The 15287-nt window shown below is 64.3% G+C and carries 15 protein-coding genes; 12 read left to right on the top strand and 3 right to left on the bottom strand.

Translation table 11 applies throughout. The features are described from left to right. The first annotated feature begins 89 nt into the window (after positions 1–89). Complete coding sequence (locus tag BLU17_RS21870; protein WP_092001155.1) at positions 90–1067, top strand: AraC-like ligand-binding domain-containing protein; 978 nt, start codon at positions 90–92, stop codon at positions 1065–1067. 31 nt (positions 1068–1098) lie between these two features. Beyond that, entirely contained in the window at positions 1099–2103 is a 1005-nt protein-coding gene (locus tag BLU17_RS21865) for a LysR family transcriptional regulator (RefSeq protein ID WP_245746966.1), read from the top strand. Positions 2104–2132: 29 nt separating this feature from the next. Here the strand turns inward: BLU17_RS21865 and BLU17_RS21860 are convergent, their stop codons facing one another. After that, positions 2133–3227 carry a porin gene (locus BLU17_RS21860; RefSeq protein WP_092001148.1) on the bottom strand — a complete coding sequence of 365 codons (1095 nt, stop codon included), beginning with the start codon at positions 3225–3227 and terminating at the stop codon, positions 2133–2135. Positions 3228–3582: 355 nt separating this feature from the next. Here BLU17_RS21860 and BLU17_RS21855 point away from each other — a divergent pair, with 355 nt between their 5' ends. After that, on the top strand, positions 3583–4989 hold the full coding sequence (locus BLU17_RS21855; RefSeq protein ID WP_092001144.1) for a spinster family MFS transporter: 1407 nt from the start codon (positions 3583–3585) through the stop codon (positions 4987–4989). A 186-nt stretch (positions 4990–5175) separates the two neighbouring features. Beyond that, positions 5176–6159: a PDR/VanB family oxidoreductase gene (locus BLU17_RS21850; protein WP_092001353.1), complete on the top strand. Its 984-nt coding sequence runs from the start codon at positions 5176–5178 to the stop codon at positions 6157–6159. Between the two features lie 27 nt (positions 6160–6186). Here the strand turns inward: BLU17_RS21850 and BLU17_RS21845 are convergent, their stop codons facing one another. After that, on the bottom strand, positions 6187–7113 hold the full coding sequence (locus BLU17_RS21845) for a LysR family transcriptional regulator (RefSeq protein ID WP_092001141.1): 927 nt from the start codon (positions 7111–7113) through the stop codon (positions 6187–6189). 133 nt (positions 7114–7246) lie between these two features. Between BLU17_RS21845 and BLU17_RS21840 the strand changes: the two genes are divergently transcribed. From BLU17_RS21840 to BLU17_RS21830, 3 genes are read left to right on the top strand one after another with little or no spacing between them, the layout of a single operon-like run. After that, a complete protein-coding gene (locus BLU17_RS21840) occupies positions 7247–8524 on the top strand; it encodes an aromatic ring-hydroxylating oxygenase subunit alpha (protein WP_092001138.1) in 1278 nt (425 codons plus the stop codon). Beyond that, complete coding sequence (locus tag BLU17_RS21835; protein WP_092001135.1) at positions 8521–9021, top strand: aromatic-ring-hydroxylating dioxygenase subunit beta; 501 nt, start codon at positions 8521–8523, stop codon at positions 9019–9021. The genes BLU17_RS21840 and BLU17_RS21835 overlap by 4 nt, the downstream gene beginning before the upstream one ends. A gap of 49 nt (positions 9022–9070) precedes the next feature. Beyond that, positions 9071–9457, top strand: coding sequence for a 2-hydroxymuconate tautomerase family protein (locus tag BLU17_RS21830; protein ID WP_092001132.1), 387 nt, complete (start codon positions 9071–9073; stop codon positions 9455–9457). Here BLU17_RS21830 and BLU17_RS21825 read toward each other — a convergent pair. Next, a complete protein-coding gene (locus BLU17_RS21825) occupies positions 9454–10950 on the bottom strand; it encodes a PAS domain-containing sensor histidine kinase (protein ID WP_092001350.1) in 1497 nt (498 codons plus the stop codon). The genes BLU17_RS21830 and BLU17_RS21825 overlap by 4 nt on opposite strands. A 310-nt stretch (positions 10951–11260) precedes the next feature. On the opposite strand from BLU17_RS21825, the gene BLU17_RS21820 reads away from it, so the two are divergent. The 5 genes from BLU17_RS21820 to BLU17_RS21800 are packed head-to-tail and all read left to right on the top strand — an operon-like array spanning position 11261 to position 15264. Next, the gene (locus tag BLU17_RS21820) at positions 11261–12400 is read left to right on the top strand and encodes an acyl-CoA dehydrogenase family protein (RefSeq protein ID WP_245746965.1); all 1140 of its coding nucleotides are present in this window, start codon (positions 11261–11263) and stop codon (positions 12398–12400) included. A 34-nt stretch (positions 12401–12434) separates the two neighbouring features. Next, complete coding sequence (locus tag BLU17_RS21815; RefSeq protein ID WP_092001126.1) at positions 12435–12809, top strand: hypothetical protein; 375 nt, start codon at positions 12435–12437, stop codon at positions 12807–12809. A 9-nt stretch (positions 12810–12818) separates the two neighbouring features. Further along, the gene (locus BLU17_RS21810) at positions 12819–13349 is read left to right on the top strand and encodes a nuclear transport factor 2 family protein (RefSeq protein WP_425434131.1); all 531 of its coding nucleotides are present in this window, start codon (positions 12819–12821) and stop codon (positions 13347–13349) included. 21 nt (positions 13350–13370) lie between these two features. Next, a complete protein-coding gene (locus BLU17_RS21805) occupies positions 13371–14495 on the top strand; it encodes an amidase (RefSeq protein WP_092001347.1) in 1125 nt (374 codons plus the stop codon). Between the two features lie 25 nt (positions 14496–14520). Next, complete coding sequence (locus BLU17_RS21800; protein ID WP_092001120.1) at positions 14521–15264, top strand: SDR family NAD(P)-dependent oxidoreductase; 744 nt, start codon at positions 14521–14523, stop codon at positions 15262–15264. The last annotated feature ends 23 nt before the right edge of the window (positions 15265–15287 follow it).

Raw genomic sequence — 15287 nt, 5'->3', positions numbered from 1 at the left:
TATGAGGGGCAATCCTTTCTTGCGCAGACTTATTGGCCATCGGATCATAGGTGCCGAGGCTCTGCCGCCTTTCCGAGGCCATTGAACGAATGGAAATTGCGATTCCGCGCAAACACAGCAACCGGCTCGGCGCCACGCGCGCGCGCGAGGACGTCGAACGCGAAGTGGCGAAGCTGCTTTGCGAGCACCGCATGGAAGTGTCTGGGCGCGAGCCGCTGAACGCCGAGCTTTATAGCGTCGCGATGCATCGCGCGAGCCTGCTCGAACTGTGCTACGGCCGCGAAACCGAAATAGATGCGGGCGAACTCGACCACCATTACCTTTTTCGCACGACCCTCGCGGGCCGCTGCGAGTTGCAATCGGGCAATGAGCGCGTGTCGCTGTCGTCAGGCAGTCTCAGCGTGTCGTCGCCGTCGCGCAAGAGCCGAATCCGCACCGACACGGCGTGCCGCAGCCTGCTGTTGCGCATCGATCGCGCCGCGCTCGAAATCAAACTCGCGGAGATGCTGCAAAGCTCGCTGCGCCGTCCGCTCGTGTTCGACCTCGAAATTGGCCGCGCGCACAGCGGGGCCGCCGTCTTCCATTCCACGCTGCGCTACCTGTGCGGCCTGTGCGAGCAGATCGAGCCGAGCACGCGCGACAGCCTGCTCGGACCCGAACTCACGCAGTGGCTCGCGACGCTGTTGCTCATGCAGCTACCGCATTCATATAGCGAGACGCTCGCGCGCGGCGCGAAGCCGCCGCTGCCCGCGCATGTCAAACGCGTGCGCGAGTATATCGACGCGCATCTTGGCGAAACGCTCTCCATCCCGACGCTGGCCCAAGCGGCAGGTGTGTCGCCGCGCACCCTGCAAAACGGGTTCAGCCAGTTTCTCGGCCAGTCGCCCGCCGAATACATCCGCGAGCGGCGCATCGAAGCCGTGCATCGCGTGCTGAAAACGGACCCGGAGCGCAGTGTGACCGATGTGCTGCTCGAGCACGGCGTGCATAGTTTTGGCCACTTCGCGAAAGCATATGGACGGCGCTACGGCTATCCGCCTTCGGCGACCGCCAGGCGCGCCCTGTGAAGCGCCCCCCATGCCGAACTCCAGCGACTCCATGGCAAACGCGAGCGTCGAACCCGCCGACGCGCTGCGCGTGCAGGATCTCGACCTCAACCTGCTCAAGACCTTCAACGCTGTCTATGCGGAGAAGCATGTCGGGCGCGCGGCGCTGCGCCTTGGCATCACGCAGCCTTCCGTGAGCCACGCGCTCGGCCGCCTGCGCCTCCTGTTTCATGACGCGCTTTTCGTGCGTACAAGCGGCGGCGTCGAGCCCACGCCGCGCGCGCAGCGCCTTGCGGCATCGATCGACCGCGCGCTCGCCATCCTCCAGGCCGTGCTCGACGAAGGCGCGCAATTCTCGCCCGCCACGTCGCGCCGGACTTTCCGGCTGCACATGAGCGATTTCGCGGAAACCGCATTCCTCCCTACGCTGATGCGCGAACTCGACGAACGCGCGCCCGGCGTCGTGATCGAAACGCAGCATATCGAGGAAAGCCGGTTCAACGTGGCCGTGGAATCGGGTCGCATCGACTTCGCCATGGGCCATTTCCCCCACGCGTTCAGCCACTTCCATCGCAGCGAACTGCTACAGGAGCGCTATGTCCTGATGATGGCGCGCCGCGTAGCCGAACGCTACGGGCTCGACGATCATTTCGTGCTCGACGGCGCCGCGCCGCCCGCGCTGCAGTTCATAGCGGTCAGTTCGCATCCGCAGTCCACCGCCTTGCTGGAGCAACACGGGCTTACCTCGCGCGTGCGCGTCGCCGTGCCCAATTTCATGGTCGTGCCCGCCATCCTCTATCGCTGCGACTACGCGCTGATCCTGCCCAGGACCGTTGCGCGGGCATTCGCGCCACTCGGCGAAATGGCCGCGTTCGAAATTGCCAACGCATCGACGTGGCCGGTCAATGCCTACTGGCACCGCCGCTTCGATGCCGACCCGGGCCACCGCTGGCTCCGTGCCCTTCTGATGGAGCTTTTCCGTATCGGCGCGCGCGAACCGTACGATAGCTGGCTCGCGATACCGCCCAATCTGAAGCCGCCCGCGCTCAATGCTTGACGGCACGAGCGGGGCGCCATAACGCACGCCTAGAACGACGTGAGGATGCCCGCCACGATCGAGCTTGCGGTCGCCCCCGGCTTGCCAACCGGCACTGCGCCGCCGCCCGCGCCGTTGATCGAAAACGCCGCGTGCTCGCCGTTGTGGACCATCGCCGCGCCCGTGTAGAGCACCGTGCGCTTCGAGAGCGGGTAGTCGAGACGCAGGCCGTATGAATCGGCGTTGCCCTCGCTATCCGCAATCTTGCGATAGTGGCCGTAGCTCACGAGCAGCGAAGCGCGGCCGATGGGCACCGTCGCGTTGACTTCAAAAAGGTCGTTGTGCGGATTCGAGTACGCGCTCGCCACAGCGGTCGTGACATCGGGGCCGCCACGGTGCCGCAAATAGATGAACGCGGGCTTCACGAAGCCGAAGTCGTACGAGATTGCACCTAGCGCGTAGTTGCCGGTGCCCGTGGGACTCGCAGCCGTTAGCGCCGCAGCGGTTGCCGTGCTGAACTTCTGCTGCATGTAGTCGACGTCGATCGAAAGCGGCCCGCTCGCATAGTTGAGCCCGGCGCCGTAGGTGTCTCCAAGGGTCGACGGAACATTGGTCGCGCCATTCGCGCCGCGCGAGGCCGCTGCACGCAGCAGGAACCCGGCGACGCGCGGCGACGTATAGCGCAGCGTATTGCTCGTGCGCAGAAACCAGGGCTGCACGAAGTTGTTCGACGCGTTGCCCCACGCAAGGCCCGCGCCATAGCCCGGCAAGCTGTAGGTCACGAACGAGGTGTGCAGGATCGTATAAGTCTCGCCAGCCTGCAGCCCGCCAAAAGGCCCGTTTAGTCCTACCCACGCTTCGCGGCCGAACAGCGAGCCGTTGCCGCTAATCGCGCCGTTTGCCGAATTGAAGCCGTTTTCGAGTTTGAAAATCGTCGCATAGCCGCCGCCGAGATCTTCAACGCCCTTCAAGCCCCATTGCGTCGCGAACAGATTGCCAGTGCCCATGCGCACCACGTGGTTCGGCCCGAAATTCGCATACTCGATCGAGGTGTCGACGCGGCCATAAAGCGTGAGACTCGATTGTGCGAGCGCCGGCATTGCCGCCAAACCCGCGAGTGAAATACACCACTTCCAGTTGGTCATTCCTGTCGTCCCCGGCGAGAGTGAATCGACGCTTCGCACGCAGCCAGCGAAGCGTGTCACGTTGTTGAAGAATCGGGGCGAGTCTAGAAAGGCCAATATCGAACGTCGATCAATCCGGCCATATATCACTTATAGATTCAATTCATGAGTGCGGCGGCGTACGGCCAATGAAGCCGAAAACGCCTGTCTATGCACGATGCGCGGCAATGCGCCTGGTAATTTCTTTAGACCGCTCGGTAGTTGTGAGCAGACGAGCGGGGAATTTGCTCCTATGTCTGCGAAATTTGTTTGCGTACGCTGGCTCATCTGTGTGCATGCACCAGAGACAACACGATTGACACACCGGAGATACACAATGAACCCCAACCCCGCCAGCGCAACGAGCACCAGACGCTATACGTACGAGTGGTACGTCGTGCTGATCTGCATGCTTGCCTATGTCTTTTCGTTCGTCGATCGCCAGGTTCTGGCGCTCATGATCGAGCCGATCAAGCGCGACCTGCATCTCACCGACACCCAGTTCAGCCTTGTGCACGGCTTTGCGTTCTCGCTCTTCTATGCCTTGATGGGCATTCCGCTGGCGTATCTCGCCGACCGCTTTGCGCGCCCGCGCATTATCGCCACAGGCATCGCGCTCTGGAGCGTCGCCACGGCGGCGTGCGGCGTCAGCCAGAACTTCCTGCATATGTTCCTCGCGCGTATGAGCGTGGGCGTCGGGGAAGCCTCGCTCTCGCCGGGCACCTATTCGATGCTCGCCGACTATTTCCCCAAGGAGAAACTCGGGCGCGCGGCAGGCGTGTATTCGCTGGGCTCGTTCATCGGCGGCGGGATTGCGTTCCTGATCGGCGGCTATGTGATCGCGCTGCTCAAGCAGGCTTCGATGGTCACGCTGCCCATTGTCGGCGCGGTGCATGCCTGGCAGGTCACATTCTTCATCGTAGGCTTGCCTGGTCTGCTCGTGGGCCTCGTTTTCATACTCACCGTGCGCGATCCCCAACGCAAGGGGCTCGTGCAGGACGCGGGCGGCAACGCCCGGCGTGTTTCACTTGCCGATTCCGCGCGCTTCATCCGTTCGCATGGCAAAACGTTTCTCTGCCACTACATCGGCTTCTCGTTCTATGCGATGACGTTGTTCTGCCTCATGAGCTGGACCCCGGCGTTCTATATCCGTCGCTTCGGCCTGTCGCCGGTGGAAGCGGGCTACACGCTCGGCACGATCCTGCTCGTCGCCAACACCACCGGCGTTTTTTGCGGAGGATGGCTCAACGATTGGCTGCTGCGCCGGGGTCGCAGCGACGGCCCCATGCTGGCCGGTTGCATCGGCGCGGCGGCAATGGTGCTGCCCGCCGCCGCCTTTACGCAGGTGAACAGCCTGGGCAGTTCGCTCACGCTGCTCGTCATCGCGATGTTCTTCGCCTCGTTCCCGATGCCGACCTCGACCGCCGCGATGCAAACGCTCGCGCCCAACCAGATGCGCGCGCAGATTTCGGCTGTGTTCCTGCTCGTGTCGAACCTGATCGGCCTCGGCATCGGCACGACGCTCGTCGCGCTCCTGACCGACAAGGTGTTCGGCTCGCCGCTCGCCGTCGGCAATTCGATGTCGATCGTGAGCCTCGTCGCAGCGCTGCTCGCGACCGTGCTGCTGGGCTTCGGCTGCCGCCATTTTCGTCTGAGCCTGGCGCGCGAGGAGCGGCAAAGCGCCGACCTCAGCGGGGACGAACAAGGCGTGGCCGCGGCGACGCTCAGCGTCACGCGCGCCTGACGCGGGAACGCGCTTCGCGCGGCCTTATTATCAACGTTATTTATGCGGGAGGAGATTTTTTATCGATTTGCCCGATCGACCGGGCGGTCTTATGCTCGTTCAATCTCTCGCGCGCGTGACATGGTGTGCGGCGCGAGCGCTTTATTCAGTCACAGCATTCAGTCATATCAGCGATCGGGCCTCATCATGCAAGCCACCTCATACAAGGTACGCGTCGACGCATTGCGCGACGAAGCACACGGTATCCGCTCATTCAGCATTACGCGGCTCGACGGTCAGCCATTCGACGCCTACGAGCCGGGCGCGCATATCGACGTCACGGCCCCGTCCGGCGTCACGCGCCAGTACTCGCTTTGCGGCGACCCCGACCGGCGCGACGCGCAACTCTTCGCGGTAAAGCGGGAGAGCGCGTCGCGCGGCGGCTCCCGCTCGCTGCACGACGACGTGACAGTTGGCACCGAGCTTTCGGTCGGCGCACCGCGCAATCTGTTCCAGCTCGCGCCCGAAGCGCAGCGCCACGTGCTCGTCGGCGCGGGCATCGGCATCACGCCGCTGCTTTCGATGGCGTACCGCCTCATCAAGCAGAACGCACCGTTCGAATTGCACTACTTCGCCCGCAGCGAGCAAGATGCGGCGTTCCTGCCGCTGCTCGCGCGCGCCCCGTTCACGGACTACGTGAAGCTGCATTTCGGCGTGAAGCCCGATGCGCTGGACGACGCGCTCGCTTCATGTTTCGCCGCGAGTTTGGCCGATAACGGCACAGGTGCACATGTCTACACCTGCGGACCTTCCGCTTTCATGGAGCGCGTGGTCGCCGCAGCCGAAAAGCGCCTGCCCGAAGATGCGATCCATCTCGAACGCTTCGCGGCCGAACCCGCTGCGCCCGAGAGCGGCGCGACGCTCGACACGTTCGAAGTGCAGGTGGCCAGCACAGGTCAGACCGTGCGTGTGGAGAAGAACGCCTCGATTGTCGAGGCGCTCGCAACGATCGGCATCGAGGTCGATACTTCATGCGGTGAAGGCGTGTGCGGCACCTGCATGGTCGATGTGGTGACGGGTGAGCCGGAGCATCGTGACCATTGCCTGAGCAAGGCTGAGCGCGCGAGCAACAAGGTCATCTGCTGCTGCATCTCGCGTTCGCGCTCGCCGGTTCTCGTGCTCGACCTTTGAGCGCGAGCTCGACGCATTTCACGCCATTCAGGGCGTCCCGGCGTCGAACCGCTCCATGATGCCCTGAATGAGCTCGCGCATCCACGCAATGCCCTCGTCCTCGTGAAAGTGCTCATGCCAGTGCATCGTCACGGCAGCAACGGGCATCGTCACCGGCAGTTCATAGATCCGAAAGCGCCCGTCTGGATTGAAGATGTGCGCGAGCCGGCGCGGAAGCGTCGCATACAGATCGGTCACGGCCAGCACGCCTGGCAGCGCAACAAAGTGCGGTAATTCAAGCGCGATATTTCTGCCCACGCCTTGCGACCGCAGCGCGTCGTCCAGCGCGTGATGACTGTGCTCGACCGAACGCACCTGCACATGCGAAGCCTCGACGAACTGCGCGAGGCTCAGCTTCTCGCCGCGCGGCAAGCCACGGCGGCGCCGCGTCATGCAGACATAGGTCTCCTCGAACAGCAGTTGATGGCGCGTGCGCGCGGTCAGTTCGGGCAGATTGCCGATCGCGAAATCAAGGCGGCTCGCGCGCAACGCATCCTCGATCTCGTCCACCGGCAACGGCTCGACACATACCTTGATTCGCGGCGCTTCGCGATGAAGCGCTTCGCAAATCGAGGGCAAGTAGGCCATTTCCCCCGCATCCGAAAGCGAGAGCCTGAATGTGCGCGTACTCACCGCCGGATCGAAGCGCTCGGCGTAACGCAATGCCTCGCGCACGGTGTCGAGCGCTCGGCCCACGATCGTCGCCAGCTCCAGTGCCACGGGCGTGGGCTGCATGCCCGCGCGCGTGCGGATGAAGAGCGGATCGTCGAACAGCGAGCGCAGGCGCGAAAGCGAATAGCTGACGGCGGGCTGCGAGAGGGCGAGCCGTTCGCCCGCCTTCGTCAGACTGCGCTCCTCCACGATGGCCTGAAACACCCGCAACAGATTGAGATCGACGTGATCCAGAGAGGGCATGGCTTTATCAACCGGATTTATGTGAAGCTCAATTTTAGATCGATTTGACGTATAGAGCACGACCGACGAGACTTTTACTCAACGCGCAGGCCCTAAACGCCCTGCAACCAACCACCCCCGATACTCCGACACCATGAGCGATACCTGGCAGACCATCGACACGAGTACGCTGCGCGGCCGCGTAGAGACGGACCGCATCGCACCTTCGCTGTACTACGATCCGGCGCTGTTCGAAGCGGAACTCGAACGCATTTTCTATAAGACGTGGATCTGGGTCGCGCACGAAAGCGAACTGCCCAATCCGGGCGATTTCCGCACCACGACCATCGGCCGGCAGCCCGTTATCGTCGTGCGCGACAAGACAGGCGCGGTGAACGTGCTGCAGAACCGCTGCCGTCACCGGGGAGCCACCGTGTGCGAGGAGCACAAGGGCAACGCGAAGGGCTTCACGTGCCCCTACCATAGCTGGTCTTACGCGCTCGACGGCACGCTGCGCGCGCTGCCCTATGGGGACGGTTACGAAGGCGTGTGCGAAAAGGGCGACCTGCCGCTCGAAAAGCTGCGCGTGGGCATTTATCAGGGCCTCATCTTCGCGAGCTTCAACAAGGATATCGAACCGCTCGAAGACTTCCTCGGCGGCGCGAAGCCGTGGATCGACCTCTTCATGAAGCAGGGCGCCGGCTACCCCGTGAAGGCCAACGGCGAGCACAAGTTCAAATTCAAGGGCAACTGGAAGATCCAGCTCGAGAACACGACGGATCTTTATCACTTCCCCGTCGTGCACAAATCGTGGATGAAGTCGATCGACGACGAGACGGCCGCCGCGATCACGAGCTTCATGACGAGCGATCAAGCCTTCTGCCGCTCGCTCGGCAACGGCCATAGCCTCGCCGTGCTCGTGCCCGAACTCGTCGACCTCGATCAGGACGACGGCGCGCCGCTGCCCGAGCGCTTTCGGGAACTGGCCGCGCAACTCGGCGAGCGCCACAAGCCCGAGGAAGTGCGCCGCATCGTGCGCTCGCTGATGGGGGTGGGCTTCAACCTGAACCTGTTTCCTAACCTCGCGCTTTCGATGGCGTTCTTCCGCGTGCTGCGTCCCGTTTCCGTCGAGGAGACCGAAATTCGCCACGTCGCGCTCGCCATGGACGGCGGTCCGGAGGAAGCCAACCGCGTGCGCCTGCGCATTCACGAGCACTTCCAGGGCCCGTTCGGCTTTGGCAGCCCGGACGACGCCGAAGCCTGGGAGCGCGTGCAGCGCGGTTCCCACGCCGGCCCCGATATTCCGATTCTCGTGAATCGCGGCCTGAACCGCGAAACGACGGCACCCAACGGAGAAAAGACCGCACACGCCACCGACGAAACCGGCATGCGCGAAGCGTATGCGCAGTGGCGCGCGATGATGGAGGCATGATGGACGATCGAAACGTACTCAACACGCAAGAGATTTTTACGCGCGCCGTGCAGTTCATCTGGCGCGAAGCCGAGATGCTGGACCGGCGCGAATATGGCGCATGGCTCGATCTGTGGGATTCGCAGGGCCACTACGTCGTGCCGATCGACCCGAATACGACCGACTTCGCCGCCACGCTTAACTACGCGTACGACGACCAGCACATGCGCGAGTTGCGTGTGCAGCGCATGACGTCGGGCTATTCAGCTTCGGCGAGCGATGCGGCGCGCACGGTCCGCACGGTATCGCGCTTCACGCTGTCGAGCGACGCGGCCGATACCGTGGAAGCGAAATCGGCGCAGATCATCGTCGCGTACAAGCGCGGCGCGAACACGATCTTCGCCGCGGATCTCACGCACCGCATCAGCTTCGCAAGCGGCGAGCCGAAACTGCAGCAGAAAGTGATCCGCCTGATCGACTCAACCGAAGCGTTGAGCGCGATCGGCTTCCTGCTCTAAAACCACGGGCGCGCGGACATGTTCGCGCGCCCGGCTTCCAGTCGAACCCATGCCTACACTCGAAGTCTATTTGCCGGCGGGCCACGCGGAAGCACGCAAGGCGACGCTGATCGAACGCCTCACCGACGCCACCGTCGAAGCGATCGGCGCGCCTGCGGAATCCGTGCGCATTCTCCTGAGCGAACTGGCCGACTCGCACTACGGCATTGGCGGCAAGCGCGCCGCGGACGGCGCGCCGCCTTCGTTGCCGGTAATCGTCGCGATACTGATAGCCGGACGTACGCTCGAACAGAAGGCCGCGCTGATCGATGCGCTCGCAACGACCAGCGCCGACGTGCTCGACTCGCCGCTCGACGCGACGCGCGTCATCATCAAGGACATCGCGAACACCGACTTCGGCATCGGCGGCAAGACGGCGCGTTCGCTCGGGCGCTAATGGGCGCGCTCGTCCGCGCCGGGCTGCGAAATCAGCGGCAGCGCGAAGCAGCATTCGAGGCCGCCGCTGGGCACAGGCTGCGCCCAGATCGCACCCTGATGCCGCGTGACGATGTTCTTGCACAGCGAAAGGCCGATGCCGTTGCCGCCCGCCTTCGACGAGGAGAAGCCGTCGAAGAGGCGTCCATGCGCATCGGTAGGCACGCCTGGGCCGTTGTCGGTCACGCTCACGAGCGCCCGGCCTTCGTGTTGCGCGCATGCGAGTGTGAGGTCGCGCCGGTCGGCATCGACGGCCGCCAGTGCGTCGATCGCGTTGAACGCGAGATTGAGGACGACTTGCCCGATCAGTACGCGTTCGCACAGCACGGGCAACGGCGCCTTGGGCTGCACGATGTGTACGCGCACGCCGGCGTCACGCGCACGCAGTTCGATGAAGTAAGCGACCTCGCTGAGAATGTTGCGCAGGTCCGAGCGCGTTTCGGTCGGCTCGCGTTTCACGATGTATTCGCGCACGCTCTTGATGATGAGCGCGGCGTGCTCCGCCTGGCGGTCGGCGCTGCGCAGGCCCCAGATCGCATCCTCGACGGGCCCCGCCTGTTCGAGGCGCCGGATCGCGCCTTCGATGAAGTTGCGCACGGCCGCGAGTGGCTGGCTCAACTCGTGAGCGATGGCGGTAGCCATCTCGCCCATCGCGTTGTAACGCCCCGCGTATTCGAGCATGCGCGCTTCGGTGCGGCGTGCTTCCTCGATGCCCACTTCATCGGAGATGTCGCGAAAGTGAATCAACAGGCCGTCGAAATCGCCTTCTATCACGAGCCGCCGGCACGTGATGCGCAGCCAGCACGCGCTCCCGTCGCGCCGGACCATGCGGTAGCGCCGCGGCTCGGAAGGGCGCTGTTGCGGCGCGTCGTCGAGTTGCTCGGCGAGACGCGCGCGGTTGCGCTCGCTGCAATAGTCGAACACCGAACCGGGCGCCTGTTCGGCGGCGAGACCGAGCAGCCGCCGCCCCGAATCGCTGATGAACTCGACGGCGCCGCCGGGCATGAGCACAGCCACGCCTTCGCTCAAGTCCTGCATGAATTCGCGCAGCCGCGTTTCGTAACGCCGCAGCGCCTCGCGCATCGCCTCTTCCGCGCTGATGTCGCGAAACTGGACCATCACGACCCCGCGCTCCTTGAGCGGCACGTAGGTTGCAATCGCCTCGGAAAGCATATCCTGCCCCGTGCGCGAGCGATAGCACCATTCGTAGCCCTGCGGGCCTTCGGTGATCGACCGGTCCATCGCCGAGACGGCAATTTCGCGCGCATATTTCGGCTCGGGGCGCGTCATGTCGCGCGCCTTCAGCGGCAGCAATTCCTCGACGGAAAAGCCGAGCGCGATGCAGGCCGCGCGATTGGCCCACACGATGGCCTTCGTACTGGCATCGTGCAGCAGCACGCACATCGTCAAGGCGTCGAGCAGACGCCGGAAATCGTCTTCGGTGGGGTACGTCATGATCGTGAGCGGCAAGCGATCCGCAAGCGGGCCGCATGCCCGCCAGGTGGTTCCCAAACGATAACATCCGGCCGCTGCGCGGGGAAACTGAAGATTTCTTTAGGCGCGCGGGGAACGCTACTTAAAAATGCGTGCGGCGTCCCAATTGATGGCCCCTTTTTGCCTTTTTAGACTGAGTTCCAGACTGGACTTTTCGCCCTCGAAAGCGACGCCCCAAACACCACCACCGGCTCAGGAACTCAGGAGATACACCATGGCATCAGTTGCGACCGCCGTCGCGTCCCACAGCGAGCACCATGCACGAGCTTGCATGGCGCAGCCAGACGGCAGCCTCACGCTCGACGAAGTCATTGACGTGGTGGCTGCGCGCCGCGACGAATTCGACCGTCTTTCACACGTGCCGCGCGACGTCATCGACCTATTCAAGCGCGCGGGCATCTATCGCGCGGGCACGCCAAAGCGCTTCGGCGGCGATGCGCGCGCGCCCGGAGAATTCCTCGAGATGATCGAGCGCATCGCGGTTGCCGATGGCTCCGCTGCCTGGGTCGCGAGCTTCGGTTCGGCCAACGTCTACCTCGCGGCGCTCCCCCTCGAAACGCAGGCCCAGATCTACGCGAGCGGCCCCGATCAGGCATTCGCGGGCGGCCTCTTTCCGGTGCAGGCCGTGCAGGCCGTTGAAGGCGGCTGGCGCGTGACCGGCACGTGGAAGTTCGCGAGCGGCTGCAAGGGCGCCGACTGGCTCGGCGTGGGCATCAGCACCGGCGACACTGCGGGCAGCGGCCCGAACAAGCCGCGCACAGCCGTGTTCCGTCCCGCGCAGGTGGAGATCGTCGAGAACTGGAACGTGGTCGGCATGCAGGGCACCGGCAGTCATGACCTGCGCGTGACCGACCAGATCGTGAGCAACGACTGGACCTTCGTTCGCGGCGGCGCCCCCTGCGTGGACGAGCCGCTCTATCGCTATCCGACCGTTGCCTACGCCGCCCAGGTGCTCGCGGTCGTGAACCTTGGCCTTGCGCGCGCCGCGCTCGACGTGGCCAACCATATGTCTGGCGGACGCCGCACGACAACAGGCGCACCGCAACTCGCAGACCGTGCGTACTATCGCATCGAACTCGCGAAAGCCGAAGCGCAGCTGCGCTCGGCGCGTGCGTTCTTCTATGAGTCGACCGACAGCGTCTGGCAGTCGATTCTCGCCGGCAACCCCGTGACGCCCGAACAAGTCAGCCTGCTGCGCCTTTCCGCCACCCAGATCGCACATGAAGGCGCCGATGTCGTGAATCGCGCTTATCGTCTCGGCGGCACGATGGCGATCTACAAGACGCACCCGTTGCAGCGTTTGCTGCGCGATGCGATGGTGGTCACGCAGCACGCCTTCCTCGGCGAAGGCAATTTCGACGGCGCAGGCGCGGTGTTCGTTGGCGTGCCGCCTATTCCGGGCTATCTGTAACCACAATCATCACCTGTCGCAAGGAAATCATTTCATGTCCGAAACAAGCGCTACCCTGCCGTTGCGCGTGCTGTTCTGCTGCGGTGTGACGCAAAACTTCTTCGACCTGCCGCGCGAGAAGATCGGCGAAGTATGGCAGGCATACGGCAAGATGCTCGCCGCCGTCGAGGCAATGGACGGCGTCAAGGTGCTCGGCGTCATGGACGACGACCGCCTCGTGGTCGGCCAGTCCGACGGCGCGCCGTGGACCTTCTACATCATGGCCGACGTCGCCGATTTCGACACCGCCGTGGCCGTCTGCAATCTCTATCGCACGACGCCGGTGGGCGAGTACAACCTGTGGCGCTACGGCAAGATCGAAGCGCGCGTGGGCCGCGCGCTCGTCGTGCCGCCTGCTGCCACCGCGTAAGGCATGGCGATGAACACTGACGCTGCGCGCACGATTGTGGCGCTCGAAGCGCGCCTCGCCGCACTGGAAGGCGCCGCCGCGGCGCGCCGCATGATGGCGCGCTACATGGCGCTGTGCGATGTACCGAGCGGCGCGCTCGATGGCGAATCGCTCGGACTCCTGTTTACTGAAGATGCCGTGTGGGAAGGCATTGGCCGGCAATATACGAGCAAGTTCGGCCACATCGAAGGACGCGAGGCCATCGTCGCGATGCTCTCGCGCTATCTGCCGCCCGAGCCGCACTTCGCCACCAACGTGCACTTTCTCACGTCAGAGAGCATCGACATGGTGACACCGGAGCGCGCCAAGGGCCGCTGGATCATGTTGCAGGCATCGGGCTACGTGGACGGGCGCGCCGAGTTGATCGGGGCACGCCTCGAAGTGGACTTCGTGCCTGCGCCTGCCGGCTCGCCCGATGCGTCCGCGTGGCTTATCACGCACTTTCGCACCGAGCGTCTTTTCGATGCGCCGTGGCACGTCTCGCCGCGTCCCGCCCCCTGACCTCACATGGAAACCGACTCGATGAGCGCTTTGATCAATGCCTTCACGCTTGGCGGCGACGGACCCACCATCGTCATCAAGGACACCATCGACATTGCGGGCATGCCCACGACGGGCGCCAGCCGTGCCCTCGCCAACGCCGCGAGCGCGCAGGAACACGCGCAGGTCGTGCGGTTGCTGCTCGACGCCGGCTGGAGAATCGTCGGCAAGGCCAACATGCACGAACTCGCGTTCGGCATGACGGGAATAAACGACTACACGGGTACGCCCATCAATCCGCAGGACCCGACGCGCATCCCGGGCGGCTCGTCCAGCGGCTCCGCTAGCGCAGTTGGCCTGGGGCTTGCGGACGCTGCGCTCGGTACCGACACGGGCGGCTCGATTCGCGGCCCCGCCGCATGTTGCGGCGTCGTGGGCCTGAAGCCAACATTCGCACGCGTTTCCCGCAGCGGCGTCGCGCCCGCTGAATCGACGCTCGATTGTGTGGGTCCATTTGCGCGCGACGTGCGCATGCTCATCGACACAATGAGCGTAATCGCGCCCGCGTTCGACCGGGAAACCGCGTTAAAGAGCGTGACGACGTGCAAGGTGGGTATCGCGCGAGTCGATGCGCAAGCGGAACTGCTTTCCGCCGTTGCTCACGCGCCGCAACGCGCGGGGTTGTCGTCGCACGCCATCGAACTTGCAGGCTTCGCCGATGCTTTCCAGGCAGGGCTCGCGATCATCAACGCCGAAACGTGGGCCGCGTTTGGCCATCTAGTGGATAGCGGCAAGCTCGGCGCGGATCTCGAAGCACGTCTGCGCGCCGCTTCTTCCACGACGCCCGACCACGTGAGCGCGGCGGAGCGCGTGCGCCGCAGCTTCACCGAGGCGGTCGATCGCGCGTTCGACGGCGTCGATGTCATCGTGATGCCGACGCTTCCCGCATTGCCGATCACGATCGAAGAGGCGCGTCGCGGTGTCTCGGTAATCGCAATGTCGTCGCTGATCCGCCCATTCAATCTCAGTGGCCATCCGGCCCTGAGCCTGCCGTTGCCTATCGAGGGTTCGCCGCTGTTGGCCGGACTGCAAATCATCGGCCGGCATGGCGCCGACGAACAGGTCTGCGCCGTCGCTGCGGCGTTCGAAACCGCGCTTGCGAGCTGAAGCACTTCAAGATACAGGAAAACCCATGTCCAGCAGAGTCGTCCTCATTACAGGCGCGGCGCGCGGCCTCGGCGCCGTGATTGCCGCGCGTTTTCATGTCGCGGGCTACCGCGTTGCCTTCGGGGACGTGGCGATCGAAGCCGCAACCGCCACCGCGCGCGAGCTGAGCGCCAATGAGTCGAGTGCATTCGCGATCAAGCTCGACGTCACACGCAAGGAAGATTTCGTGAGCGCACGCGATGCGATCGTCGCGCGCTGGGGCCGCGTCGACGCGCTCGTAAACAACGCGGGCGCATCCAAGGTCGTGCCTGTCATGGAGATCACGGCCGAACAGTTCGATCAGGTCATCGACGTGAATCTGCGCAGCGTGCTGTTCGGCTGCCAGGTGTTTGGGCAGCACTTCGCCAGTCAGGGCGAAGGGCGCATCGTCAATATCGCTTCGCTCGCAGGCCAGAACGGCGGCTCGGCAACCGGGGCGCACTACGCCGCGGCCAAGGGCGGTGTCATCACGCTCACGAAGGTCTTCGCGCGCGATCTCGCCGCTTCGGGCGTGACCGTCAACGCCATTTCGCCGGGGCCGCTCGATTTGCCGATCGTGCACGAGAGCGTGCCCGCGGACAAGCTCGACAAGGTAATCGCCAGCATTCCAGTGGGGCGCCTTGGCGCCGCCGACTATATCGCAGACGCCGCCGTGCTGCTCGCTTCGGGCAACGCGTATTTCGCCAGCGGCGCGTGCTGGGACATCAACGGCGGCCTCTACATGCGTTAATGCGTGAATGCGCACCGCGCGCG

Source organism: Paraburkholderia lycopersici, from assembly GCF_900096975.1.
GTDB classification, from domain to species: Bacteria; Pseudomonadota; Gammaproteobacteria; order Burkholderiales; family Burkholderiaceae; genus Paraburkholderia; species Paraburkholderia lycopersici.
The sequence above is the reverse complement of the archived record's forward strand: the minus strand, read 5'-3'. Positions and strand labels throughout refer to the sequence as shown.